This is a genomic window from Collimonas antrihumi (assembly GCF_018304965.1).
In the GTDB taxonomy this organism is placed as follows: domain Bacteria; phylum Pseudomonadota; class Gammaproteobacteria; order Burkholderiales; family Burkholderiaceae_D; genus Collimonas; species Collimonas antrihumi.
On the sequence record NZ_JAGQED010000001.1, the window covers coordinates 289099 to 310831 of the forward strand.

Annotated in this window: 23 protein-coding genes; 14 read left to right on the top strand and 9 right to left on the bottom strand. The window is 55.6% G+C overall.

The features are described 5' to 3' along the window. The first annotated feature begins 10 nt into the window (after nt 1–10). The 7 genes from KHU29_RS01285 to KHU29_RS01315 all read left to right on the top strand — a co-directional run bounded on the left by KHU29_RS01285 (nt 11) and on the right by KHU29_RS01315 (nt 7296). Entirely contained in the window at nt 11–883 is an 873-nt protein-coding gene (locus tag KHU29_RS01285) for an ABC transporter ATP-binding protein (protein WP_425514434.1), read from the top strand. A gap of 21 nt (nt 884–904) precedes the next feature. Continuing rightward, nucleotides 905–1819, top strand: a complete 915-nt coding sequence (locus KHU29_RS01290; RefSeq protein ID WP_211450887.1) for a branched-chain amino acid ABC transporter permease — start codon at nt 905–907, stop codon at nt 1817–1819. Nucleotides 1820–1879: 60 nt separating this feature from the next. Further along, entirely contained in the window at nt 1880–2956 is a 1077-nt protein-coding gene (locus KHU29_RS01295; RefSeq protein ID WP_211450888.1) for a branched-chain amino acid ABC transporter permease, read from the top strand. Nucleotides 2957–3023: 67 nt separating this feature from the next. Then, nucleotides 3024–4346 carry an ABC transporter substrate-binding protein gene (locus KHU29_RS01300; RefSeq protein ID WP_211450889.1) on the top strand — a complete coding sequence of 441 codons (1323 nt, stop codon included), beginning with the start codon at nt 3024–3026 and terminating at the stop codon, nt 4344–4346. Between the two features lie 65 nt (nt 4347–4411). Further along, complete coding sequence (locus tag KHU29_RS01305; RefSeq protein WP_211450890.1) at nt 4412–5215, top strand: ABC transporter ATP-binding protein; 804 nt, start codon at nt 4412–4414, stop codon at nt 5213–5215. A gap of 59 nt (nt 5216–5274) precedes the next feature. Beyond that, nucleotides 5275–6534: a phenylacetate--CoA ligase family protein gene (locus KHU29_RS01310; protein ID WP_211450891.1), complete on the top strand. Its 1260-nt coding sequence runs from the start codon at nt 5275–5277 to the stop codon at nt 6532–6534. 12 nt (nt 6535–6546) lie between these two features. Further along, nucleotides 6547–7296: an SDR family oxidoreductase gene (locus KHU29_RS01315; RefSeq protein WP_211450892.1), complete on the top strand. Its 750-nt coding sequence runs from the start codon at nt 6547–6549 to the stop codon at nt 7294–7296. Here the strand turns inward: KHU29_RS01315 and KHU29_RS01320 are convergent. The 4 genes from KHU29_RS01320 to KHU29_RS01335 are packed head-to-tail and all read right to left on the bottom strand — an operon-like array spanning nt 7293 to nt 10612. Next, nucleotides 7293–8762, bottom strand: a complete 1470-nt coding sequence (locus KHU29_RS01320; protein WP_211450893.1) for a radical SAM protein — start codon at nt 8760–8762, stop codon at nt 7293–7295. The two genes, KHU29_RS01315 and KHU29_RS01320, sit on opposite strands and share 4 nt — an antisense overlap. Then, the gene (locus tag KHU29_RS01325) at nt 8759–9613 is read right to left on the bottom strand and encodes a sel1 repeat family protein (RefSeq protein WP_211450894.1); all 855 of its coding nucleotides are present in this window, start codon (nt 9611–9613) and stop codon (nt 8759–8761) included. Before KHU29_RS01325 ends, KHU29_RS01320 begins: the two co-directional genes overlap by 4 nt. Continuing rightward, nucleotides 9594–10361 (bottom strand): prolipoprotein diacylglyceryl transferase, encoded by a 768-nt coding sequence (locus tag KHU29_RS01330; RefSeq protein WP_211450895.1) that lies wholly within the window; start codon nt 10359–10361, stop codon nt 9594–9596. The genes KHU29_RS01325 and KHU29_RS01330 overlap by 20 nt, the downstream gene beginning before the upstream one ends. Next, entirely contained in the window at nt 10358–10612 is a 255-nt protein-coding gene (locus KHU29_RS01335) for a hypothetical protein (RefSeq protein ID WP_211450896.1), read from the bottom strand. Before KHU29_RS01335 ends, KHU29_RS01330 begins: the two co-directional genes overlap by 4 nt. A 385-nt stretch (nt 10613–10997) precedes the next feature. Between KHU29_RS01335 and KHU29_RS01340 the strand changes: the two genes are divergently transcribed. Then, complete coding sequence (locus tag KHU29_RS01340) at nt 10998–11453, top strand: outer membrane lipoprotein (protein ID WP_211450897.1); 456 nt, start codon at nt 10998–11000, stop codon at nt 11451–11453. Between the two features lie 190 nt (nt 11454–11643). Here the strand turns inward: KHU29_RS01340 and KHU29_RS01345 are convergent, their stop codons facing one another. Then, entirely contained in the window at nt 11644–12234 is a 591-nt protein-coding gene (locus tag KHU29_RS01345) for a helix-turn-helix domain-containing protein (protein ID WP_092351750.1), read from the bottom strand. A gap of 92 nt (nt 12235–12326) precedes the next feature. Here KHU29_RS01345 and kbl point away from each other — a divergent pair, with 92 nt between their 5' ends. Both kbl and KHU29_RS01355 read left to right on the top strand, forming a co-directional pair. Continuing rightward, complete coding sequence (gene kbl / locus KHU29_RS01350) at nt 12327–13562, top strand: glycine C-acetyltransferase (RefSeq protein ID WP_211450898.1); 1236 nt, start codon at nt 12327–12329, stop codon at nt 13560–13562. 24 nt (nt 13563–13586) lie between these two features. After that, complete coding sequence (locus tag KHU29_RS01355) at nt 13587–14549, top strand: NAD-dependent epimerase/dehydratase family protein (RefSeq protein WP_211450899.1); 963 nt, start codon at nt 13587–13589, stop codon at nt 14547–14549. A 53-nt stretch (nt 14550–14602) separates the two neighbouring features. On the opposite strand, the gene KHU29_RS01360 is transcribed toward KHU29_RS01355, so the two are convergent. The 4 genes from KHU29_RS01360 to KHU29_RS01375 form a co-directional block, all read right to left on the bottom strand. Beyond that, entirely contained in the window at nt 14603–15013 is a 411-nt protein-coding gene (locus tag KHU29_RS01360) for a type II toxin-antitoxin system VapC family toxin (RefSeq protein ID WP_211450900.1), read from the bottom strand. A 3-nt stretch (nt 15014–15016) separates the two neighbouring features. Further along, nucleotides 15017–15235 (bottom strand): FitA-like ribbon-helix-helix domain-containing protein, encoded by a 219-nt coding sequence (locus tag KHU29_RS01365; protein WP_211450901.1) that lies wholly within the window; start codon nt 15233–15235, stop codon nt 15017–15019. Between the two features lie 153 nt (nt 15236–15388). After that, nucleotides 15389–17302 carry a molecular chaperone HtpG gene (gene htpG, locus KHU29_RS01370; RefSeq protein ID WP_211450902.1) on the bottom strand — a complete coding sequence of 638 codons (1914 nt, stop codon included), beginning with the start codon at nt 17300–17302 and terminating at the stop codon, nt 15389–15391. Nucleotides 17303–17566: 264 nt separating this feature from the next. Beyond that, nucleotides 17567–19045, bottom strand: coding sequence for an aminotransferase-like domain-containing protein (locus KHU29_RS01375; protein WP_425514435.1), 1479 nt, complete (start codon nt 19043–19045; stop codon nt 17567–17569). A 146-nt stretch (nt 19046–19191) separates the two neighbouring features. Between KHU29_RS01375 and KHU29_RS01380 the strand changes: the two genes are divergently transcribed. The 4 genes from KHU29_RS01380 (at nt 19192) to KHU29_RS01395 (ending at nt 21649) form a co-directional block, all read left to right on the top strand. After that, entirely contained in the window at nt 19192–19512 is a 321-nt protein-coding gene (locus tag KHU29_RS01380; RefSeq protein WP_211450903.1) for a DUF2917 domain-containing protein, read from the top strand. Further along, nucleotides 19512–20105, top strand: a complete 594-nt coding sequence (locus KHU29_RS01385) for a LysE family translocator (RefSeq protein ID WP_211450904.1) — start codon at nt 19512–19514, stop codon at nt 20103–20105. The genes KHU29_RS01380 and KHU29_RS01385 overlap by 1 nt, the downstream gene beginning before the upstream one ends. A 59-nt stretch (nt 20106–20164) precedes the next feature. Beyond that, nucleotides 20165–21043 carry a DMT family transporter gene (locus tag KHU29_RS01390; protein ID WP_211450905.1) on the top strand — a complete coding sequence of 293 codons (879 nt, stop codon included), beginning with the start codon at nt 20165–20167 and terminating at the stop codon, nt 21041–21043. Nucleotides 21044–21190: 147 nt separating this feature from the next. Further along, on the top strand, nt 21191–21649 hold the full coding sequence (locus tag KHU29_RS01395) for a RidA family protein (RefSeq protein WP_092412242.1): 459 nt from the start codon (nt 21191–21193) through the stop codon (nt 21647–21649). Nucleotides 21650–21733: the final 84 nt, after the last annotated feature.

The window sequence follows — 21733 nt, forward strand, 5'->3', positions numbered from 1 at the left end:
GAGTGCGATCATGAAAAGACATGTCACGGAGGAAGTCTTCCCGGTGGAAACTGCGTTGCCTGGTGCAACGCTGCACGATCCGGAACCGCAAGCGACCGGCAAGGGCCGTAACATCGGCGAAGTGGTGCTGGATCTGCAGAATATTTCGCTGTCGTTCGGCGGCGTCAAGGCGCTCACCGATATTTCGTTCAATGTGAAGGAACATGAGATCCGCGCCATCATCGGCCCTAACGGCGCCGGGAAAAGCTCGATGATCAATGTCATCAATGGCGTCTACCATCCGCAAAAGGGCAGCATCGTATTTCACGGCGTGCCGCGGCACAGCATGAATCCGAGCACGGTGGCGCGGCAGGGGATTGCGCGCACCTTCCAGAATATCGCTCTGTTCAAGGGTATGACGGTGCTTGATAACATCATGACTGGCCGTAATACCAAAATGCATTCCAGTTTCCTGGCCAATGCTATCTGGTGGGGGCGGGCGCGCAATGAAGAGGTACAGCATCGGCGCAAGGTCGAGGAAGTCATCGACTTCCTGGAAATCCAGCACATCCGCAAAACACCGGTTGGACGTTTGCCATACGGCTTGCAAAAAAGGGTGGAGCTGGCGCGTGCGCTGGCGGCGGAGCCAAGCATGTTGCTGCTGGACGAGCCTATGGCGGGCATGAACGTCGAAGAAAAACAGGATATGTGCCGCTTCATCCTGGATGTCAACGAACAGTTCGGCACCACCATCGTCCTGATCGAACACGACATGGGGGTGGTGATGGATATCTCGGACCGTGTCGTGGTGCTCGATTACGGCAAGAAAATCGGTGACGGCACACCTGACGAAGTCATGAACAATCCCGAAGTCATCAAAGCCTACCTCGGTAGTTCTCACTAGTCATCACTAACGGAGACGGCAATGCAATTTTTCTTTGAGGTGACGCTAAGCGGCCTGCTTTCGGGCCTGATGTACTCGCTGGTGGCGCTAGGTTTCGTGTTGATCTACAAGGCTTCCGGCGTGTTCAATTTTGCCCAGGGCGCGATGGTCTATTTTGCGGCGCTGGCAGTGGTCGGCCTGATGGACAAGGGTTTGCCCATGTGGGCGGCGATTGTCGGCGCTTTCCTGGTGATGCTGGTGGTGGCTGTAGCGACCGAACGGCTGGTGCTGCGCAAGCTGGTCAACCAACCGCCGATTACGTTATTCATGGCAACCATCGGGCTGGCTTTTTTCCTTGAAGGGCTGGGGCCGATGTTGTTCGGCAGCGAGGTGCGGGCGATCAACCTGGGTATCGTGGATGAGCCGATTGCTTCCATCATGGATGGTTTCGGCATCGGGATTTCCAAATTCGACCTGTTCGCTTCCGGCATGGTGATCGGATTGGTACTGCTGCTGGCGCTGTTTTTTCAGAAAACCAAGGTCGGCCGCGCGTTAAGAGCCGTGGCTGACGATCATCAGGCGGCGCTCTCGCTGGGGATTCCCTTGCGCCATATCTGGGTCATCGTCTGGGGCGTGGCTGGTTTTGTGGCGCTGGTTGCCGGTTTGCTGTGGGGGTCGCGCAATGGCGTGCAGTTCGCGCTGACGATGACCGCGTTGAAAGCGTTGCCGGTGCTGATACTCGGCGGCTTTACTTCGATTCCGGGGGCGATCGCTGGTGGCCTGATCATCGGCGTATCTGAAAAATTGGCCGAGATCTATATCCCGCCGGTGATGCAAGACATGTTTGGCGGCAATTTCGGTGGCATAGAAGGATGGTTCCCCTATGTGTTCGCCTTGCTGTTCCTGCTGGTGCGGCCGGAAGGTTTGTTCGGCGAGCGGCATATCGATCGAGTTTGACCTTTATGCATGATGTTTTGAGCACCTACAGAAACCTAAGAATTCGAACGGAGACATGCCATGCTTTATCGTGAGGCCGGACAGTTTAAAACCTCGTACATCGCGGATAGCCAGATATTCCCGATTCGGCAGGACCGCATCGGCATGGCCATCTTGCTGGCCGTTGCATTTGTCGGCATCCCCATGATCGGCAGCGAGTACTGGTTTTCCGCCATCCTGATCCCATTCCTGGTGTTTGCGTTGGCGGCGCTGGGCTTGAACATATTGACCGGTTACGCCGGCCAGCTATCGCTGGGCTCTGCCGCGTTCATGGCGGTGGGTGCCTACGCGGCTTATAACTTCCAGCTGCGGGTGGAGGGTATTCCGATCTTGTTGTCCTTCATCCTGGCGGGTTGCTGCGCGGCTGCCGTCGGCGTCTTGTTCGGCTTGCCGTCGCTGCGTATCAAGGGCTTCTACCTGGCGGTGGCAACGCTGGCTGCGCAATTTTTTGTGGTCTGGGCGCTGACCAAGTTCCCCTGGTTTTCCAACGAAAGTTCGTCCGGCGTGATCAGTGCGCAAAAGATCGACCTGTTCGGCATCGCCATTAACACACCGGTAAAAAAATACCTATTCGTACTGGCGATTGTCTGCGTGATGGCGCTGCTGGCGAAGAACCTGGTGCGTTCGTCCACCGGGCGCGCCTGGATGGCGGTGCGCGATATGGACGTTGCCGCGGAAGTGATCGGTATTCGTTTGATGCCGACCAAACTGCTGGCGTTTGCCGTCAGTTCCTTTTTCTGCGGTGTCGCCGGCGCCTTGTATGCCTTCTGTTACCTGGGTTCGGTGGAGCCGGATGGCTTCTCTCTGGATTTGTCTTTCCGCATCCTGTTCATGATTATCGTCGGCGGCGTCGGCAGCATCCTTGGGGCTTTTCTTGGCTCCGCCTTTATCCTGCTGCTGCCGATTTTCCTGGATAACGTATTGCCGCCGTTGGCCACCTGGCTGCATCTGCCATTTACCAATGCCACGGTGTCGCATATCCAGATGATGCTGTTTGGCGCCTTGATCATTTTTTTCCTGATTGTAGAACCGCACGGGCTGGCGCGCCTGTGGCAGATCACCAAAGAGAAACTGCGCCTGTGGCCGTTCCCGCATTGATTGGTACGAAAGGTTTTAAGTAGTCCCGAGTTCAGATTTCAGATAACCAGCACCAGGAGACCAGATAATGAAAACTATTAAACAAATCATGCTCGCTGTCGCCGCTGCAGCTTGCCTGCTGGCGCCGGCGTTGCCGGCGATGGCGCAGGCAACCGATCAATTCATTGCGATTCCCAGCTATCGGGTCGGCCCTTACGGCACCAACGGCCAGTCCTATTACGGCGGCTATATCGACTACCTGAGCTACGTTAACCTGAAAGAAGGCGGCATCAACGGCGTCAAATTGTCGTGGGAAGAATGCGAAACCGAATACAACAACGCCAAAGGTGTCGAGTGTTACGAACGGCTGAAAGGCAAGAATCCTGTCACCAAAGGTACCGCGATCAATGCCATGGCGACCGGCATCGCGTACGCCTTGATCGACAAGACGGCGGAAGACAAGGTGCCGCTGCTGATGGTAGGTTACGGCCGGACCGACGCGGTCGACGGTTCGGTGTTTCCGTACGCTTTTCCGCTGGTGACTACCTACCAGATGCAGATTTCGGCGATCGTGAAATACCTGGCAAGTAAAAACGGCGGTTCGCTGGCGGGCAAGAAGATCGTTTTCCTGTACCACGACTCGGCCTACGGCAAGGAGCCGATAGTGGCGTTGGAAGCCGAGGCGACGTTGGGCAAGTTCAAAGTGGTGCAGATCCCGGTTGCCCATCCCGGCAACGAGCAGGGCGCGCAATGGCTGAAAATCCGCCAGGAAAATCCGGACTACGTCATCTTCTGGGGCTGGGGCGTGATGAACCAGACCGCCTTGAAAGCGGCGCAGAAGGTTGGCTTTGCACGCGACAAGATCATCGGTTCATGGTGGGCCGGGTCTGAGGAAGACACCGTCCCGGCCGGCGATGCCGCCAAGGGCTATCTGAGCGCTACCTGGAATGTTTCCGGTAAAAACGTGCCGCTGATAGCCGATATCGAGAAAGTGGTGTACGGCGCCGGCAAGGGAAATATGCAGGACAAGGCGAAGATCGGTTCGATACTTTATAACCGGGGCGTATCGGCGGCGCTGGCTACCGTGGAAGCGATACGGACCGCCCAAGCCAAGTACGGCAAAGGCAAGGTTATGAGCGGCGAAGACGTGCGCTGGGGCCTGGAGAATCTGAACATCACCAACGCCCGCCTGCAGCAACTTGGCGCTACCGGCCTGCTGCCTGAAATCAAGACCTCCTGCGATAACCACGAGGGCTCGGGCAAGATCAAGGTCCAGCAATGGGATGGCAGCAAGTGGGTGCTGGTATCCGATTGGATCGAAGGCAACAAGAACCTGATCCACCCGCTGTTCAAGGCTTCCGCTGCGAAGTATGCAAAAGAAAAAGGCATCACGCCCGCCTGCATGAAGTAAATAGCGTCAGCGTCGGCGCTCAATTCAGGCGCCGACGCGTCTTTCATTGCATAGCTGAGGGAAGCATGGGTACAGCACTCAACATCAATAATATCGAAGTGATCTACGACCACGTCATCCTGGTGCTGAAAGGCGTGTCGCTGGCGGTGCCGCAAGGGAAAATCGTCGCTTTGCTGGGTGCCAATGGCGCCGGCAAAAGCACGACGTTGAAAGCGATTTCCAATCTGCTGTCGGCAGAACGTGGCGATGTCACCAAAGGCAGCATCGAATACAACGGCGAGCGGGTCGACCGCCTGACTCCGAACGACCTGGTCAAGCGCGGCGTGATCCAGGTGATGGAAGGGCGCCATTGCTTCGGCCATCTGACGGTGGAAGAAAATCTCCTGACCGGTGCATACACTCGCAACATCAGTAATGCCGAGGTCAAACAGGAGCTGGAAAAGATCTACGACTATTTCCCGCGTCTGAAGGTGCGGCGCAAATCGCAATCCGGTTACACCTCTGGCGGCGAACAGCAGATGACGGCGATCGGGCGGGCGATGATGGCTAAGCCGTCGATGATCTTGCTGGACGAGCCTTCGATGGGCCTGGCGCCGCAGGTGGTTGAGGAAATTTTTGAGATCGTCAAGGACTTGAACCGCAGGGAAAACGTGTCCTTCCTGCTGGCCGAACAAAACACCATGGTGGCGTTGCGTTATGCCGATTTCGGCTACATCCTGGAAAACGGCCGGGTGGTGATGGAAGGCGCCGCCGACGAGCTGGCCAGCAACGAAGACGTGAAAGAGTTCTATCTGGGCGTATCGGCCGCAGGGCGCAAGAATTTCCGTGACATGAAATTTTATCGTCGCCGCAAACGCTGGCTGGCCTGACCTTTTCCTTTTTCCGATCACTATCCATGTCGCTTTCCGCCCACGTATACAGGCCAGCCATGTCTGACATTCTCGATCCTCTTGAGCAGCGCCAACCTCAACAACGCGAGGCGGACCTGATGGCGAGCCTGCCCCAATTGGTGGCGCGCGCTCAAGGCGCAACCGGCTGGGGGCGCATTCTGCACGGCGTATCCGCAGCCGATATCCGTGATCGCCACGCGTTGGCGCAATTGCCGATTACGCGCAAATCGGATTTGCACGATTTGCAGGCGCAAGAGCCGCCGTTCGGCGGTTTGACGACAACCCCGCACCGGCAACTGCGGCGTCTCTATGTTTCACCTGGGCCGATTTTCGATCCGGAGGGATATAGCCAGGACTGGTGGCGCTTTGCGCGGCCGATGCGGGCGTTGGGATTGCGCGCCGGCCATCTGATACAAAATTGTTTCGCCTACCATTTCACGCCAGCTGCCTTCATGGTCGAAGGTGCGGCCAGCAAGCTCGGCTGTGCCGTGATCCCGGCCGGCATAGGACAGACGGAACTGCAGGTGCAGGCGATGGCGGCATTGCGTCCGGATGCTTATGTAGGCACACCTTCTTTCCTCAAGATCATTATCGAAAAAGCGCGCGAGATGGGCACCGATATCGGCAGCCTGCAACGCGCGCTGCTAAGCGCTGAAGCCTTGCCGCCATCGTTGCGCCAATGGTTCCACGATAACGGTGTGCCGCACGTGCTGCAATTGTATGCGTCGGCCGACATCGGCAATATCGCTTACGAGTCGCTCAGCAACGGCCGGCTCAATCCGGGCATGATCCTGGATGAGGATCTGATCCTGGAAATCGTACGGCCCGGCACCGGCGATCCGGTGGCAGCCGGTGAAGTCGGCGAGGTGGTGCTGACTTCTTTCAATCCGGATTATCCTCTGATACGTTTCGCCACGGGTGATTTGTCGGCGGTGCTGGAGGGCGTTTCGCCATGCGGCCGCACCAATACCCGCATCAAGGGCTGGATGGGGCGCGCCGACCAGGTGACCAAGGTGCGTGGCATGTTCGTCCATCCATCGCAATTGGCGGAGGTGCTCAAACGTCATCCGCAGATATCGAAAGCGCGCCTGGTTGTGAGTGGCGCGATGGCGAACGACGTGATGACGTTGCATTGCGAGTTGTCCTCTGTGGCTACTGGTACAGCAACGCACGCAGCAGAGCGGATTGCCGACAGCTTGCGCGAAGTGACTAAACTACGCGGCGAGGTTTTGTTTGTCGCGCCGGGCAGCTTGCCGAATGACGGTAAAGTCATCGAGGATGCCCGCAAATACGAGTGAAGGAAGCGGCGCATGTCGAAGCAAGTGATTGTAATTACCGGCGCTAGCCGCGGGATCGGTGCTGCCACTGCCCATTTGGCCGCAGCGCGCGGCTACGCAGTGTGCGTCAACTATGTCCATAACCGCAGCGCCGCCGAGTCGGTGGTGGAGGCGATTCGCAAGGCTGGCGGCGAAGCGTTGGCGGTGGCCGGCGATGTTGCGGTCGAGGCTGACGTGCTGAACCTGTTTCAAACGGTAGATGCGCAACTCGGCGCGTTGACCGCCTTGGTCAACAACGCCGGCATCCTGGAGCGGCAGATGCGTGTCGATCAGATGGATGTGGCCCGTTTGCAGCGGGTGTTCGCCACCAATATCGTCGGCAGTTTCTTGTGTGCGCGTGAAGCAGTACGACGCATGTCTACCCATTTTGGCGGCCACGGCGGCACGATCGTCAATTTGTCATCGATGGCGGCCAAGCTTGGCGGTCCGGGAGAGTACGTCGATTATGCAGCATCCAAGGGGGCGATCGACGCCATGACGGTCGGCCTGGCGAAGGAAGTCGCCGATCAGGGTATCCGCGTCAATGCAGTCAGGCCCGGTGTCATCTATACCGATATTCATGCCAGCGGCGGTGAACCCGGCCGGGTGGATCGAGTGAAAGATTCGGTGCCGATGCGGCGCGGCGGCAGCGCCGAGGAAGTGGCGCGCGCGATCATGTGGCTGGTGTCGGACGAGGCATCCTATTCGACCGGTACATTTGTCGATGTCGCCGGCGGCCGTTAGGCATGGAGCGGCATGATTGGAATGCGGTCGGAGGTACGTCTGCCGGTGGTCTGTTGCGCGATGCTTTTGCGGATGGCCGTTAGCCGTTTGTCGTCGCGATAGAGCAGGTTGTAACTTTCAAATGGAATCATTTTTCCATCAGCTTGGGCAAAATGAATGCAAGATTTTTTCAAGGCGCGGACATCCAAAGAATATGCATCCATAAATTGCACAATCAAGACCCGAAACACATTGTCGTAACGCAGTGTCTGTGGTGCAGAAATCAAAGGCAGACAACACATTAATTCAGAAAGACAGTTGGCTTGCGATTCCGGGGAATGGTTGGTCGAAAACAGCTTGAATATCTGGTCTTTCATATTCTTCTTGAGCGCTTCGTCGCGCTCGAAAACTATCGTGTTGCCACTGCCTTCGACTAAAGATTGCGGATCGAGATAGCGTGTTAGCGGGACAGTTTTTTCATCGGTTTTGAGAGCATAGGCCATTGCCAGCGTATCGGGATTGCAAGGCACCGGGACGATATCTTGCAAGGTGAATACGCTGGTTTGTTCTGCGATCTTCCGTCGTATTTCTGAAACGGTCAGGCGATGCAGGCGCGGATCGTAATTTTCAACGCGGCCAGCATCTTGAATCGGCTGCAAGGTGACGCCGCGGACACACGGTTGCGTCAAGGCGAAATCTATAATGGCGCCAATCTCATCGTCATTCAAACCTTTTTTCAGCGTCACAACCAAAGTGGTGGATAAGCCGGCCGCATTCAGGTTTTTCAATGCTTGTAATCGGATACGGCTTAAATCGGCGCCGCGCAATACCTTATGTACTTCTGCGCGCATGGAATCGAATTGCAAATACACTTCTATTCCTGGCGCATAGCTTGCGAGACGTTGCACGAACTCAGGATCTTGCGCCAACACGATGCCATTGGTGTTAACCATCACATGTTTGATGGGTCGTGCTTTGGCGGCATCCAGAATTTCCCAGAATTGCGGATGTAAAGTGGGCTCGCCGCCGGACAATTGCATGACATCAGCCTCGCCTTCATTGGCCACAACCGCATCAAGCATCTTGATGACGTCAGCCAAGGGCTTATGCTGTTCCCGATGAGTGCCGCTTTCGGCATAACAAACGGGGCAATTCAAATTGCAATTATCGGTAATCTCAACAATGGATAAGCAAGAATGCTGCATATGATCCGGGCACAGGCCGCAATCATAAGGACAGCCGTATTCCATTTTGGTGTTAAACGTTTGCGGCATTTCAGGATGTTTGACGAACACCTCGCGACACAACCGGTAATACTCGACATCATCGCTGACCAGCACGCGTTCGCTGCCGTGTGCAGTACACCACTTGTCCATGTAGACATGGTCATCCTTGAAGATGATCTTGGCTTCAACCGGATGCAGGCAGGTTGAACAGACCGAAGTGGTCGTGTCGTAAAAAAGGTAAGGCCGTATTTTGCGCGTCATCGTTGGCTCGGGTAAGGCGGTGCGGGATATTGTTGTTTTGATTCGAGGGCAGCCTGGCGTAGCATTGCCATTTTTTCTTGCGCCGCCTGTATGTCTGCCGGAGACATGGATGCTTGCAGTTTGGTGAGGGTGTCGCTGGCCGGTAGCATCAGGAGAAAAGCTAACGCTTTAATTTTAGCGGCTGTACCAGCTTCTGTTGAGCCTAAAAATTTGTATTTAATCGTGGTGTGGAATGGATATTTACAGTCCAGGATGCTGCGGGCAAGCCAAAGGTCGGCTTGTTGCATGTCTTGCCTGATAATTGCGCTATTAATTCCGCTATTAATTCCGTTATTAGTCCCGCTATTGCGATATATGTCGCTGACGTCAAACGCAGAAAAGCGATTGAAAAACACAGGTGAAGGACTGCAAGAGCGTGTGGACGATCGTTTTAATAATTCTATTCCGCGCGAGGGGTCTGGAGGTAATTGTTCTGCGCTGAGAGTTCTGCCGTTGTACTGTCGATTGGAACCATTGAGTAAAAGCCAGCCTAAGGCATATTCCGCAGGACCATATTGTTTGGCTGCCGCCTGTTCAAGTAAAGAGATGCCCGTTGGGATATCTCTTTCCAGATTTGGTGAACCATTTATATATTCCAATCCAAGTTGTGTCGTGGCCTCCAGATCACCGCGGCTGGCGGCTACTTTATATCCTTCAATTTTTGTTTTCTGCATTTCTGCACTGGCCCGCTGTGCATTTTTTTGTTGCACGCTGTTGACGATGGAGGCAGTGATGCAACCCGTACCGCCAATCAAACTTAAACTCACTATCAATAACGCTGCACGTGATCGATCACTGGAAAAGAGGCGCATTTTTTTTAAAATTCAAGAATTGCTTGATTACAAACGGGAGGTAGCACAGTAAGGCCAGTAAACACATGATCTGTATGCCGCTAAGACCGCCGGCATATTCATAGGGAACCGGTTTGATGCCATCGACCAGTAAGCGCCACAGTAAATAACCCGATAGATAAAATTTGAAAACAAGGCCCGGACTTTCGCGCCAGCGTTTTTGAAAAAACAAAATGGCGCCGCCCCAAATTAATACAAAGAGAATGTCGTACATTTGAGTAGGGTGACGAGAGATGCCGTCACCAAAGTCGACACCCCAGGGCATATGGGTGGGTACGCCATAAGTGCCGTCGTGCAGTCCTGCCAGAAAACAACCAATGCGCCCGATGGCAGTGCCCAACATCAATGGCAAGACAAAATTGTCGCCCGTTGAGCGCTGTGAGCCGATCAGTTTCTTGGCAATCTCTACGCCACACAGCCCACCCAGCAAACCACCGACGATAGATTGTCCAGACATCCAGAGATTGATGTCTAAAGAAGATGACGCCCATAACTGAGGGAACTCCATCCAGAACACTAACTTGTTCCCGATCGCTGCACCGAGTATGCAGCCGATGATGACGGCGTATTGTCCCGGCTCCAGGATGCCAGAGAGGCCTTGACGGGCACGTTGCCAGCGATATAGCTGGACGCCGGATGCGATGGCCGCCCATTCAAAAACCAGATGGATGAGATGTGCAGTCGTGCTGGAAAAGACGACTGTTTTCATTGTTCGGATTTGTCTTGATCTGACTTCTTTGCAAGCCGAAACACGCTGCCATATCTGGCAATGCGATATATAACGAAGCACAGCGCGATACTGATTCCTACCCCTGCGCATCCAAGGAGCAAAATAGACAGGTCATTGCCATTGGTTTTGAAGTGAATTCCAGAAGCAATCCCTAGCAAACCGCATAAGCCAAAGCCGACCATCAGTACTAAAAAAAACATAATACTAAGTGCTCTGAACAATGTCTTCATGGGGGCCTTGCTGGAATTGAGTTTGGCAGCGAAGAGTGATTATATAGTCTGCAGTTGTTTAAAAGCAATTTTATGCATCGCTTCATAAGCAAGACATGACAAGCGTACGATTGCTCTAATCAAATATTGGACAACGGCAAACTTGTCGACTTTGTCAGTGCGCAGATCGCGTATGACTTGCAAGACTGCCCGGGCTTTTTCGGCAAAACTCCGGTTGCCCGCAAAAATTGATAAAATGTGCAATGTTAGCGAAAAGGTAATCCAGTGTTGCAAATTACGCCGCTGCAATCTGCCTGGCTCGGCAACCCCTCTGTCGGTGCGCTTCGCGGGTTATTTGTCTGCGGCAATTTTTGTGTGTGAGTAATTTATGATGGAGTTATCAAGAATGAAGAATCTGATCGTAGTCGCCGCGTTGGTGGCCTTGGGTGGTTGCGCCGTGACGCCGAATTCGGCGAATGTCTATAGCAGCAGCCAGGCGCAAGGCGAGCAAACGGTGCGTATGGCGGTAGTTGATTCGGTGCGTCCGGTGACCATCGACAAGAGCCGCGACGGCAACGGCGCTGGCACCTTGGCCGGTGGTGCGCTCGGTGGCGTCGCCGCCGGTTCGCTCATCGGTAAGGGCAACGGCTCGCTCGCGGCAGGCGTTGTGGGCGCGGTGCTCGGCGGGATTGCCGGCAACCAGGTGCAGAACAACCTGAACCAGCGCCCGGGGCTGGAAATTACCGTGCGTCTGAGTAACGGCGAGTTGCGTGCGATTACCCAGGATGCTGACGAACGCTTCAATGTAGGCGACCGCGTTCGTTTGTTGTCGTCGGGTGGGGTTACCCGGGTAACGCATTAGATTTAAATTGGCGTCTGGGCGACCCCGTCATTCCCGCGAAGGCGGGAATCCATGTTGACCTTAAAATGGATCCCCGCGTTCGCGGGGGCGACGCAGCGGATGGCAGCAACACGTTTTACTGGGTTATTTAAAAAAAGGCTGGGAGACAAGATTGTCTTCCAGCCTTTTTTCCATCCGCCGATTGCGATGCTTACTGCCCGTTATGAATCACCACCAGCAAAGCAGTCGCCGCATTCTTGCCGACATTCTTGATGTAATGAGGGCGATCCGCCGCATAGCGTGCAGTTTCACCCACTTTGATCTTGGTGATGTTGCTGCCGCTCTGGACTTCCAATATACCGGACAAGACTGTCAGGTGTTCGCGCGAAGCCGGCTCGTGCGCTTCTGAATCGAGGCAACCGCCAGGCTCCACCGACAGCTCATACCATTCAAACTGGCCGGCCAGTTCGATCGGGCCGAGGATACGCAGCACGCAATGGCCGTCTCTTGACCGCAGCGATGGTGTGGCATGGCTGGGCAAGGTTTCTATCGATGCCGGCGCGGCCTGGTTGCCGTCCACCAGCAGCGAAATAGGGACGCCCAGGGCATTGGCCAGGCGCCACACCACGGCAACCGTGGGATTAGCCTGGTTGCGCTCGATTTGCGATAGCATGGACTTGGAGACGCCGGCGCGTTTCGACAAAGCATCCAGCGAAAGCCCGTCGGCCTGGCGCAGCTTGACCAAGGTATCGCCTACCTTCGGCGGTGCATCTTCCAAATTTTTAACCGTATTACTGCTCATCTGGTTGACAACCTCGTTTTTGTGCATTATCGTGGAATTCGTGTTCGATATATCGAATTAGAGCGATATATTATATAAGATCGAGGCTGAAAATGACACTAACTACAAGTACAGATGCAAGCACGAACGTCGGCTCTCCCGGGTTTTACACGCATCTGCAGGATGAATTGGCAGGGATCAAAGCCGCCGGCCTGTTGAAGTCTGAGCGTTTGATCCTTGGCCCGCAGGGCGGCAAGATCAACACTTCAAGTGGCGAATTGATCAACTTGTGCGCCAACAACTACCTGGGATTGTCTTCTCATCCGGCCTTGATCAAAGCCGCGCACGCAGCCCTGGATAGCCACGGTTTCGGCATGAGTTCAGTGCGTTTCATTTGTGGCACGCAAGACATTCATCGCGAGCTGGAACAGCGCTTGTCGGCGTTCCTGGGCACCGAGGACTGCATTCTGTATGCAGCTGCGTTCGATGCCAACGGCGGCTTGTTTGAACCGTTGCTGGGAGAGCAGGATGCCATCATCAGCGATTCGCTCAACCATGCCTCGATTATCGACGGCGTCCGCCTGTGCAAAGCCAAGCGCTACCGCTATACCCACAACGACATGGAAGATCTGGAACGCTGCCTGAAGCAAGCCAAGGCCGACAATGCCCGCTTTACCATGGTGTTTACCGATGGCGTGTTTTCGATGGACGGCACGGTGGCGCAGCTCGACGTCATCCGCCAACTGTGCGACAAATACGATGCACTGCTTGGCGTTGACGATTGCCACGCCACTGGCTTCATGGGTGCCCGGGGACGCGGCACGCATGAAGCGCGCGGTATCTTCGGCAAGGTCGATGTGATTACCGGCACCTTGGGCAAAGCCCTGGGCGGCGCCAGCGGCGGCTTCACTGCCGGCCGGCGCGAGGTGATCGAATTGTTGCGGCAACGGTCCCGGCCTTACCTGTTTTCGAATACCTTGATGCCGGCGATTGTCGGCGCTTCGATCGAGGCGCTTAATCTGCTGGAAGCGTCGACTGAATTACGCGACCGTCTTGAGCGCAACACCGTTTATTTCCGTAAGGCCATCACCGAAGCCGGTTTCGAGATCAAACCGGGCACCCATCCGATCGTGCCGTTGATGGTGTATGACGCTGTGGTTGCTCAAAATCTGTCGCGGCGCCTGTATGAACTTGGTGTCTACGCCGTTGGTTTCTTCTATCCGGTCGTGCCGCAAGGCCAGGCGCGGATTCGGGTGCAGATGTCTGCGGTCCACGATGAGGCGACATTGCAGCGCGCAGTGAGTATCTTCCGGCAAGCCGGTGAAGAGCTTGGTCTGCTAAAGAACTGAAGAGAAGAATTCAAGAGACAAACCATGAAAAAAATATTGGTAATCGGCGCCAACGGCCAGATCGGCACCGAACTGACGACTGCACTGGTCAAGCTGCACGGCGCCAGGCAAGTTGTGGCAAGCGATATACAAGCCCTGGGCCGGCATCAGGAACTGGCATACGAAAAACTGGATGTGACCGACGCCAAGCGCCTGGCCGAAGTAGTGCGGCAACACGACATCGGGGAAATCTATCATCTGGCGGCAGCCTTGTCGGCCAAAGGCGAAGAGCATCCGGAATGGGCCTGGAACCTGAATATGACCGGCCTCTTGAACGTGCTGGAAGTAGCGCGCCAGGCCAAGCTGTCAAAAGTGTTCTGGCCTAGTTCGATTGCTGCATTCGGCCCGTCGACGCCGCGCGACAATGCGCCGCAAGTCGGCGCCATGGATCCGAAAACCGTCTACGGCATCTCCAAACTGGCCGGTGAGCATTGGTGCACCTGGTACGCGGAGAAATACGGAATGGATATTCGCAGCCTGCGCTATCCGGGGCTGATCAGCTACTCGGCCGAGCCCGGAGGCGGCACCACCGACTACGCCATTCAGGCCCTGTTTGCCGCCGCCGCCGGCCATGACTACACCAGCTTCCTCGATGTGGATAGCACGTTGCCGATGATGTACATGCCGGATGCCGTGCGCGCCACCATCGAATTGATGAGTGCGCCGAAAGAGCAGCTGAAAGTTGCCGGTTCATACAATCTCGCGGCATGGAGTTTTTCTCCGCGGGAATTGGTCGATATCATCCAGCAGCGTTATCCATCGTTCAAGGTCGCGTACAAACCGGATTTCCGCCAGGCGATTGCGGATGCATGGCCGCGTTCGATTGACGATTCGCAGGCGCGGCAAGACTGGTCCTGGTTGCCTGCATACAGCTTGACCGATATGGTCGACGACATGCTGGTGCATCTGGCTGCGCGTAAGCAGGTAACTCAGGAGCAAGCGGCCTGATGTGATCCGACGCTCAAAGTGGTGAGGATAAAGGCGGTGCGCAGCCTTTATTTTTACGAAAATGGATTCATCAGACGCACCCCTGTACCGAGAAAATCAACGGTGTTACGGGTGACGACCGTGAGCCCATGAATCAATCCAATTGCAGCAATTTGCTTGTCGATCGGATGTTGATTACTGGGCGACATTAACTTTCCCCATACCTGGGCGCAATCTTCGTCAAAAACCAGGATGCGATCTGCATATTCTGTGACAAGCGTATTCAGCCATCGCTCCAGAGCGTTGGCTTGTGTTGTATCGCCGCGGTTCTTGATGCTCTCAACACCGCGGCGAATTTCACCTATTGTCTGCACTGAGAGGTAGATCGTATCCGGATCGACTGAATGCCAAAATTCCTGGGTGCCCCGATTTGCTTTGTTCCCTTTACGGGTTTCGCTGATAACGTTCGTGTCAACCAGGTACATGCCTTACTCCTGGATGTTGCGAGAGTTGAAATCCGCATCTTCTCCGACATTCGGCATGCGCGACAATACTTCCGCGAGCGATTGCCGCTTTGGGCGTTGCAGTGCCGCCCGTAAAATTTCTCGATGCTCCGCTTCGGCACTACGGCCGTGGGATGCTGCGAGTTGCTTAAGCGCAAGTGCGATATCTTCTTCCACGTTTCTCACCACTAGATTTGTTGCCATGATGGTACCTTGATAATGATTGCATTGATAGCAGTTTAGTCTTAAAGTGCTATCAATGCAATCATTGCGGCGTAAAGCAAAGGGCTGGAAGACAATTATGTCTTCCAGCCCTTTTTACTACCCGCGAACGGCAATAGAGGAATTTCCCCTGGCTTATTTACCCGCCATGCCCAGCAACATTTCATTCAGGCGCTTGACGAACCCTGCCGGATCAGCCAACGCACCGCCTTCAGCCAGCAAGGCCTGATCGAACAAGATGTGCGACCAGTCGCCGAACTTGGTTTCTTCGTACTTCAGGCGTTGCACCAGCGGGTGATCCGGGTTGATTTCCAGAATCGGCTTGGAATCCGGAGCGTCCTGGCCAGCAGCCTTCAACATGCGCAGCAGATTGCCCGACAATTCATTTTCATCGGCCACCAGGCAGGCTGGCGAATCGGTCAGGCGGAAGGTGACGCGCACATCCTTGGCCTTGTCGGCCAGCGCGGTCTTCATCTTTTCAACCAGGTCCTTGAACTGGGTTTCGGTTTCTTCGTGCTGCTTCTTCTCGGCTTCATCTTCCAATGTGCCGAGATCGAGGCCGCCCTTGGCTACCGATGCCAGTTCCTTGCCTTCGAAATCCTGCAGGAAAGACAGCATCCACTCGTCGACGCGATCGGTCAGCAATAGGACTTCGACACCCTTTTTGCGGAAAATTTCCAGGTGCGGGCTGTTCTTGGCCGCGGCATAGGTTTCACCGGTGGCGTAGTAAATCTTGTCCTGGCCTTCTTTCATGCGGCCGATATAGTCGGCGAAAGATACGGCCTGGACATCGTTGTCGTTGGTGGTCGACGCAAAGCGCAGCAGCTTGGCGATTCTTTCCTTGTTGCCGGCATCTTCGCCAATACCTTCTTTCAAGACCTGGCCGAATTCTTTCCAGAATGTGGCGTACTTGTCTTTTTGCGCCTGGTCGTCGCTGTTCGCCAATTCTTCCAGCAAGCTCAGCACGCGCTTGGTGGAGCCTTCGCGGATCACGCGTACATCGCGCGACTCTTGCAGGATTTCACGCGACACATTCAACGGCAGGTCGCTGGAATCGATCACGCCTTTGACGAAGCGCAGATAGACCGGCATCAGCTGCTCGGCATCGTCCATGATGAAGACGCGCTTGATGTACAGTTTGATGCCGCCGCGCTTGTTGCGATCCCACAGGTCGAACGGTGCGTGGCTTGGAACGTACAGCAGTTGCGTGTATTCGCTGCGGCCTTCAACCCGGTTGTGGGTGTAGGTCAGCGGCGCTTCGAAATCGTGCGAGACATGCTTGTAGAACTCGACATACTGTTCTTCGGTGATGTCGGATTTGTTGCGGGCCCACAGTGCGCTGGCCTGGTTGACGGTTTCGTATTCGTCCTTGACGACGGTTTCTTTCTTTTCTTCGTCCCATTCCTCTTTCTGCATCACGATTGGCAGCGAGATATGGTCGGAATATTTGCGGATGATGGATTTCAGTTTCCAGGCCGACAGGTACTCGTCTTCACCTTCGCGCAGATGCAGGGTGATATCGGTGCCGCGCGACGGCTTGTCGATTGCTTCGATGCTGAAATCGCCGGCGCCTTCGGATTCCCAGCGCACGCCTTCGGTGGCGTTGGCGCCAGCGCGGCGGGTGTCAACGGTGATCTTGTCGGCGATGATGAAAGCGGAGTAGAAGCCGACGCCGAACTGGCCGATCAAGGCAGCATCTTTTTGCTGGTCGCCGGACAGTTTCGAGAAGAATTCCTTGGTGCCGGATTTGGCGATGGTGCCCAGGTGCGAGATGGCCTCATCGCGGCTCATGCCGATGCCGTTGTCCGAAATCGTGATGGTGCGCGCGGCCTTGTCGAAAGTGACTTTGATTTTCAGTTCCGGATCGTTCTCGAACAGAGCGCCGTTGTTGATCGCTTCAAAGCGCAGCTTGTCGGCGGCATCGGATGCATTGGACACCAGCTCGCGCAGGAAAATTTCCTTGTTGGAGTACAGCGAGTGGATCATCAATTGCAGCAGCTGCTTTACTTCTGCCTGAAAACCAAGGGTTTGCTTTTCGGATACGGCCATTGTTTCCTCTGTATAAATAAAAATGAATAATAAATAAATAAGTAAGAACGTAACTCATTAATTAGAATCGCCGTCATTCCCGCGAAGGTGGGAATCCATGGTGAATTTAAAATGGATCCCCGCGTGCGCGGGGACGACATGGCTACGGTTTTATCAAAATGCATATGCTGCACTACAGATAAAACGCTTGATGTTAGTCGAAATGGGGGCTCAATCGGGAGTTTTCAAGGGAGGATTGTGGGGGATGTGATGTAAATTATTGTCTTATTTGCCACATTCATGCTCCAGGAAGCGCCAGATCGCCGGATCCGACATCGCCGCCACGTTAATCCGCATTCTGGAAGAGGGCAGCTGGCTGGGCGAGAACAGGGCGCCGGGCGCCAGCAGGAAGCCCTCGGCCAAGGCCTTTTCCGCCATCACATTGGTGTCGTGGCCGGTATCGGCCCAAACAAAGATGCCGGCCGGGGTGCTGATGTCGACCGTCATGCCGATCCTTTCCATTTGCCGGATGGTGCGGTCGCGTACGCTATCGAGCTTGTTGCGCAAGCGGTCGAGATGCTTGCGGTAGTGCCCTTCGGACAGGATTTTATAGACCACCCGTTCGCCGACTTCGGCGCTGGTCAGGTTGGTCAGCATCTTGCGGTCGGCAAAATGCTGCGCCAGTTCGAGCGAGGTGGCGATAAAGCCGGAGCGCAGGTTAGGTGAGAGCGTTTTCGAGAAGCCGCCCATGTAGATCACGCGGTTGAGCTGGTCCAGCGACGCAATGCGGGTCGCCGGCTGGATGGCGGAGCCGGGATGCATGTCGCAATAGATATCGTCCTCGACGATCATGAAGTCATGTTCTTCAGCCAGCTTGAGGATCTGGAAAGCCTTGGCTGCCGATAGTGAAGTCGAGGTCGGATTGTGCAATACCGACACCAGCACATACAACTTGGGTTTATGCAGCGCCGCCAGTTCTGCCAGCTTCACCATATCCGGACCATCGGCCAGGCGCGGCACGCCGACCACTTTGGCGCCTAGCGCGGCAAACGAGGCGAACATCAGGAACCAGGATGGATCATCGACAAAAATCACATCGCCAGGCTGGGTAAAGTGGCGCGCCACCAGGTCCAGCGCCTGGGTGACGCCGGTAGTGGTGACGAATTGTTCCGGCGTGGCGGCGATTTCAAGCTCGGCCATTTTCAGCTGCAGTTGCTGGCGCAGCGGCAAGAAGCCTTGCGGAATCCCATAGGAAAGCAATTGCGCCGGATTTTGCCGGCTGATGCTGCGCAAGGCGTTGGCGATCAGGTCGGCATCCAGCCATTCGCTGGGAAACATGCCCGAGCCGGGCATTTTTTTGTTCGGCGCCTGCTGGTGCATATTGCGCACCAGCCAGACTACATCGATCAGCTGCGGCTGCTTGTCGCTGGCGGAATTGCTGCCGCGGTCAGCCAGCAGCGGCGAGCGTTCGCGCACATAGAAGCCCGAGCCGCGCCGCGATTCCAGGCAACCCTTGGCTACCAGCCGGTCATAGGCTTCAACTACCGTGAAGCGCGACACGCTGTGGCTATCGGCAAATTGGCGGATCGACGGCATACGGGCGCCGGTACGCAACAGGCGGTCGCTGATGCGGGTTTCGATGGAGCGCACGATCTGCTCGACCAGAGAGGTGTCGCTATCGCGCGACAACAGTTGTTGAGCAGCCGGGGTCGGAGCGGGCAGCTGGCTGCTGTTCACCTTGCGTGGAGGGGTTGTGTTGGTCACTGTATTGGTAATTTCGCCGGGACAATGTCAGGAATTACTTGCTTAACTGTATTGGTACTGTATTGGTTTTGTAGCTTAGCATAGACCTAAATCAAGAATGCTACAACCCCACAACGGCTCCCCAAGCCTTCGAAAGCGAGTTAGCGATGCAAACACTATTCGAACAACAGTCTCATAACTTGTCGGGCGGCAGCACGCTATCCGGTATCACTGACAACGAATTGATCCTGCGGGTAGTCAGCGGCCGCGTCTGGGTGACATTCGAAGGGCAGCCGGAAGACCATTGGCTGCACGCCGGCCGCTCGCTGACCTTGCTGCCGGGCCGGATGGTGGTGGTCGAGTCCGATCCGGGAAACAGCCGCATCACCCTGGCCGGTCAGTCGCAACGCGCCACGACCAACCTGTTGCGCGCCTTGCTCGCGCGTTTACGCGGACCCGGTTTCCATCCTGCTACAAGTGTGTCGTGATGTTGGAGACGCTGCTGCCGCTGGCCATATTTGCCTTCGTGTCGTCGATCACGCCGGGGCCGAACAACATCATGCTGACCTCGTCCGGCATCATGTTCGGCTTCAACCGGACGATTCCGCACATACTCGGCGTGACCTTCGGTTTCGGCCTGCTGCTGGTGCTGTGCGCTGCAGGTATCGGTGGCCTGGTGCTGGCGCTGCCATCGATTCACGTCATCCTGAAAACCCTGGGTTCGGCCTATTTGCTGTACCTGGCCTGGAAGCTTCGCAACATGTCGTTCAAGTCAGAGGTCGGCGCCAACCATAAGCCGATGACCTTCCTTGGGGCGGCGGCATTCCAGGCCGCTAATCCGAAAGCCTGGATCATGGGCATCACCAGCGCTTCCGCATTTTTGCCGCCGCTGCAGCCGATCTGGTTGTCTATTGCCATCTATTGCATGGTGTTCTGTATCATCAACCTGCCGTGCGTGGGTATTTGGGCCGGTGCCGGTTCGGTATTGCGGCGTTACCTGGCGCAACCCTTGTGGCAACGTGTGTTTTGTACCGTAATGGTGGTACTGACGATTTATTCCGCAGTATCGATCTGGCTCTGATCCAGGCTCTGACAACAATTCAAAAACAACGCGAAAAAATCACACGAAAGACAGGCAGCATGACGGACGAATCGAAGGGCATGTGGCTGGGGCTGGTCGGGGTGGCGGTGTTCAGCCTGACCTTGCCGTTTACCCGGATGGCGGTGGCAGAGCTGAATCCGGTGTTTGTCGCATTCGGCCGGGCGGTGGTGGCTGCGCTGTGTTCGATATTACTGCTGTGGAAACTGAAAGCGCCGCTGCCGACTACCACCCAATGGAAAGCCCTGGCGCTGACCGCGCTGGGCGTGGTGATCGGCTTCCCTCTGTTTTCATCGGTGGCGATGCGTTATGTGCCGGCAGCACACGGCGCCATCGTGCTCGGCATCCTGCCGCTGGCGACGGCCATGTTTGGCGCCTTGCGATTTGGCGAACGGCCCTCGGTGGGATTCTGGATTGCCGCCGTGGTCGGCAGCGCTATCGTTGTTATTTTTGCACTGAGCCAGGGCGGCGGCAGTTTGCAAGTTGCAGACCTGGCCTTGCTGGCGGCAGTGGTGGCTGCCGCCATGGGCTACGCGGAAGGCGCACGCTTGTCGCAAACCATGGGCGGGCAACAGGTGATTGCCTGGGCGCTGGTCATGGCATTGCCAGTCTTGCTGCCGATAACACTCTGGCTGGGCTGGCAGTACGGCGTCAGCGCTTCGCCCAAGGCCTGGCTGGGCTTCGCCTATGTGTCGCTGTTTTCGATGTTTATCGGTTTTTTCTTTTGGTACAAGGGTTTGGCGCTGGGCGGCATTGCACGGGTTGGCCAGGTGCAACTATTACAGCCGTTCCTGACGCTGCTGGGAGCCGCATTGATACTGGGCGAGGCTTTGGATAGCAGCAATATATTGTTTGCCTTGACAGTGCTGGTGGTGGTGGCGTTTGGCCGCAAGATGGCGGTGCGGCGGCAAGCGGCATAGCAAAATATAAAGCCGGGCATTCGCAAACCTGGCGGTAGGTGAGATAATCACACATTGGCCGGGATTGAACCGGCTGTATCCCATTTATCCCGTCATTGCTGCTGACGCCAAAAGCGCCGGCAAATGATCTCTTTTTCGGAGTGTCAGATGTCTGTATATGAAAAGTTGCAAGCCCTGAATATCACGCTGCCTGCGGTAGTTACGCCTGCTGCCGCTTATGTGATGTACGCCCAAAGCGGCAACACGGTTTACCTGTCCGGTCATTTGCCTAAGAAAGACGGCAAGATCTGGGTCGGCCAACTGGGCAAGGACACTACTACGGAAGAAGCCAAATTGGCGGCACGCAGCATTGCGATCGATCTGATCGCTACTTTGCAAGCAGCTTGCGGCGGCGATTTGAAGCGTGTCAAACGCATCGTCAAGCTGATGAGCCTGGTCAATTCAACGCCTGATTTCACGGAACAGCACCTGGTTACCAACGGCGCCTCCGAATTGATCGGCGAAGTGTTTGGCGAGCAAGGCAAGCATGCCCGTTCCGCATTTGGTGTAGCACAGCTGCCGTTGGGCGCCTGCGTGGAAATTGAAATGATTGCTGAACTGGAGTAGTCCTCGAAACGCAGTGGCGTAACACTGGTAGCGCTATCCGCTGCCAGCCCAGGAGACGGCAGATCATAAAAATCCACGGGCTGT

Bases quoted from the DNA above. Each gene is read 5' to 3' on its own strand.
- KHU29_RS01285 (WP_425514434.1), top strand. From the start codon at position 11: ATGAAAAGACATGTCACGGAGGAAGTCTTCCCGGTGGAAACTGCGTTG.
- KHU29_RS01290 (WP_211450887.1), top strand. From the start codon at position 905: ATGCAATTTTTCTTTGAGGTGACGCTAAGCGGCCTGCTTTCGGGCCTG.
- KHU29_RS01295 (WP_211450888.1), top strand. From the start codon at position 1,880: ATGCTTTATCGTGAGGCCGGACAGTTTAAAACCTCGTACATCGCGGAT.
- KHU29_RS01300 (WP_211450889.1), top strand. From the start codon at position 3,024: ATGAAAACTATTAAACAAATCATGCTCGCTGTCGCCGCTGCAGCTTGC.
- KHU29_RS01305 (WP_211450890.1), top strand. From the start codon at position 4,412: ATGGGTACAGCACTCAACATCAATAATATCGAAGTGATCTACGACCAC.
- KHU29_RS01310 (WP_211450891.1), top strand. From the start codon at position 5,275: ATGTCTGACATTCTCGATCCTCTTGAGCAGCGCCAACCTCAACAACGC.
- KHU29_RS01315 (WP_211450892.1), top strand. From the start codon at position 6,547: ATGTCGAAGCAAGTGATTGTAATTACCGGCGCTAGCCGCGGGATCGGT.
- KHU29_RS01320 (WP_211450893.1), bottom strand. From the start codon at position 8,762: ATGACGCGCAAAATACGGCCTTACCTTTTTTACGACACGACCACTTCG.
- KHU29_RS01325 (WP_211450894.1), bottom strand. From the start codon at position 9,613: ATGCGCCTCTTTTCCAGTGATCGATCACGTGCAGCGTTATTGATAGTG.
- KHU29_RS01330 (WP_211450895.1), bottom strand. From the start codon at position 10,361: ATGAAAACAGTCGTCTTTTCCAGCACGACTGCACATCTCATCCATCTG.
- KHU29_RS01335 (WP_211450896.1), bottom strand. From the start codon at position 10,612: ATGAAGACATTGTTCAGAGCACTTAGTATTATGTTTTTTTTAGTACTG.
- KHU29_RS01340 (WP_211450897.1), top strand. From the start codon at position 10,998: ATGAAGAATCTGATCGTAGTCGCCGCGTTGGTGGCCTTGGGTGGTTGC.
- KHU29_RS01345 (WP_092351750.1), bottom strand. From the start codon at position 12,234: ATGAGCAGTAATACGGTTAAAAATTTGGAAGATGCACCGCCGAAGGTA.
- kbl (WP_211450898.1), top strand. From the start codon at position 12,327: ATGACACTAACTACAAGTACAGATGCAAGCACGAACGTCGGCTCTCCC.
- KHU29_RS01355 (WP_211450899.1), top strand. From the start codon at position 13,587: ATGAAAAAAATATTGGTAATCGGCGCCAACGGCCAGATCGGCACCGAA.
- KHU29_RS01360 (WP_211450900.1), bottom strand. From the start codon at position 15,013: ATGTACCTGGTTGACACGAACGTTATCAGCGAAACCCGTAAAGGGAAC.
- KHU29_RS01365 (WP_211450901.1), bottom strand. From the start codon at position 15,235: ATGGCAACAAATCTAGTGGTGAGAAACGTGGAAGAAGATATCGCACTT.
- htpG (WP_211450902.1), bottom strand. From the start codon at position 17,302: ATGGCCGTATCCGAAAAGCAAACCCTTGGTTTTCAGGCAGAAGTAAAG.
- KHU29_RS01380 (WP_211450903.1), top strand. From the start codon at position 19,192: ATGCAAACACTATTCGAACAACAGTCTCATAACTTGTCGGGCGGCAGC.
- KHU29_RS01385 (WP_211450904.1), top strand. From the start codon at position 19,512: ATGTTGGAGACGCTGCTGCCGCTGGCCATATTTGCCTTCGTGTCGTCG.
- KHU29_RS01390 (WP_211450905.1), top strand. From the start codon at position 20,165: ATGACGGACGAATCGAAGGGCATGTGGCTGGGGCTGGTCGGGGTGGCG.
- KHU29_RS01395 (WP_092412242.1), top strand. From the start codon at position 21,191: ATGTCTGTATATGAAAAGTTGCAAGCCCTGAATATCACGCTGCCTGCG.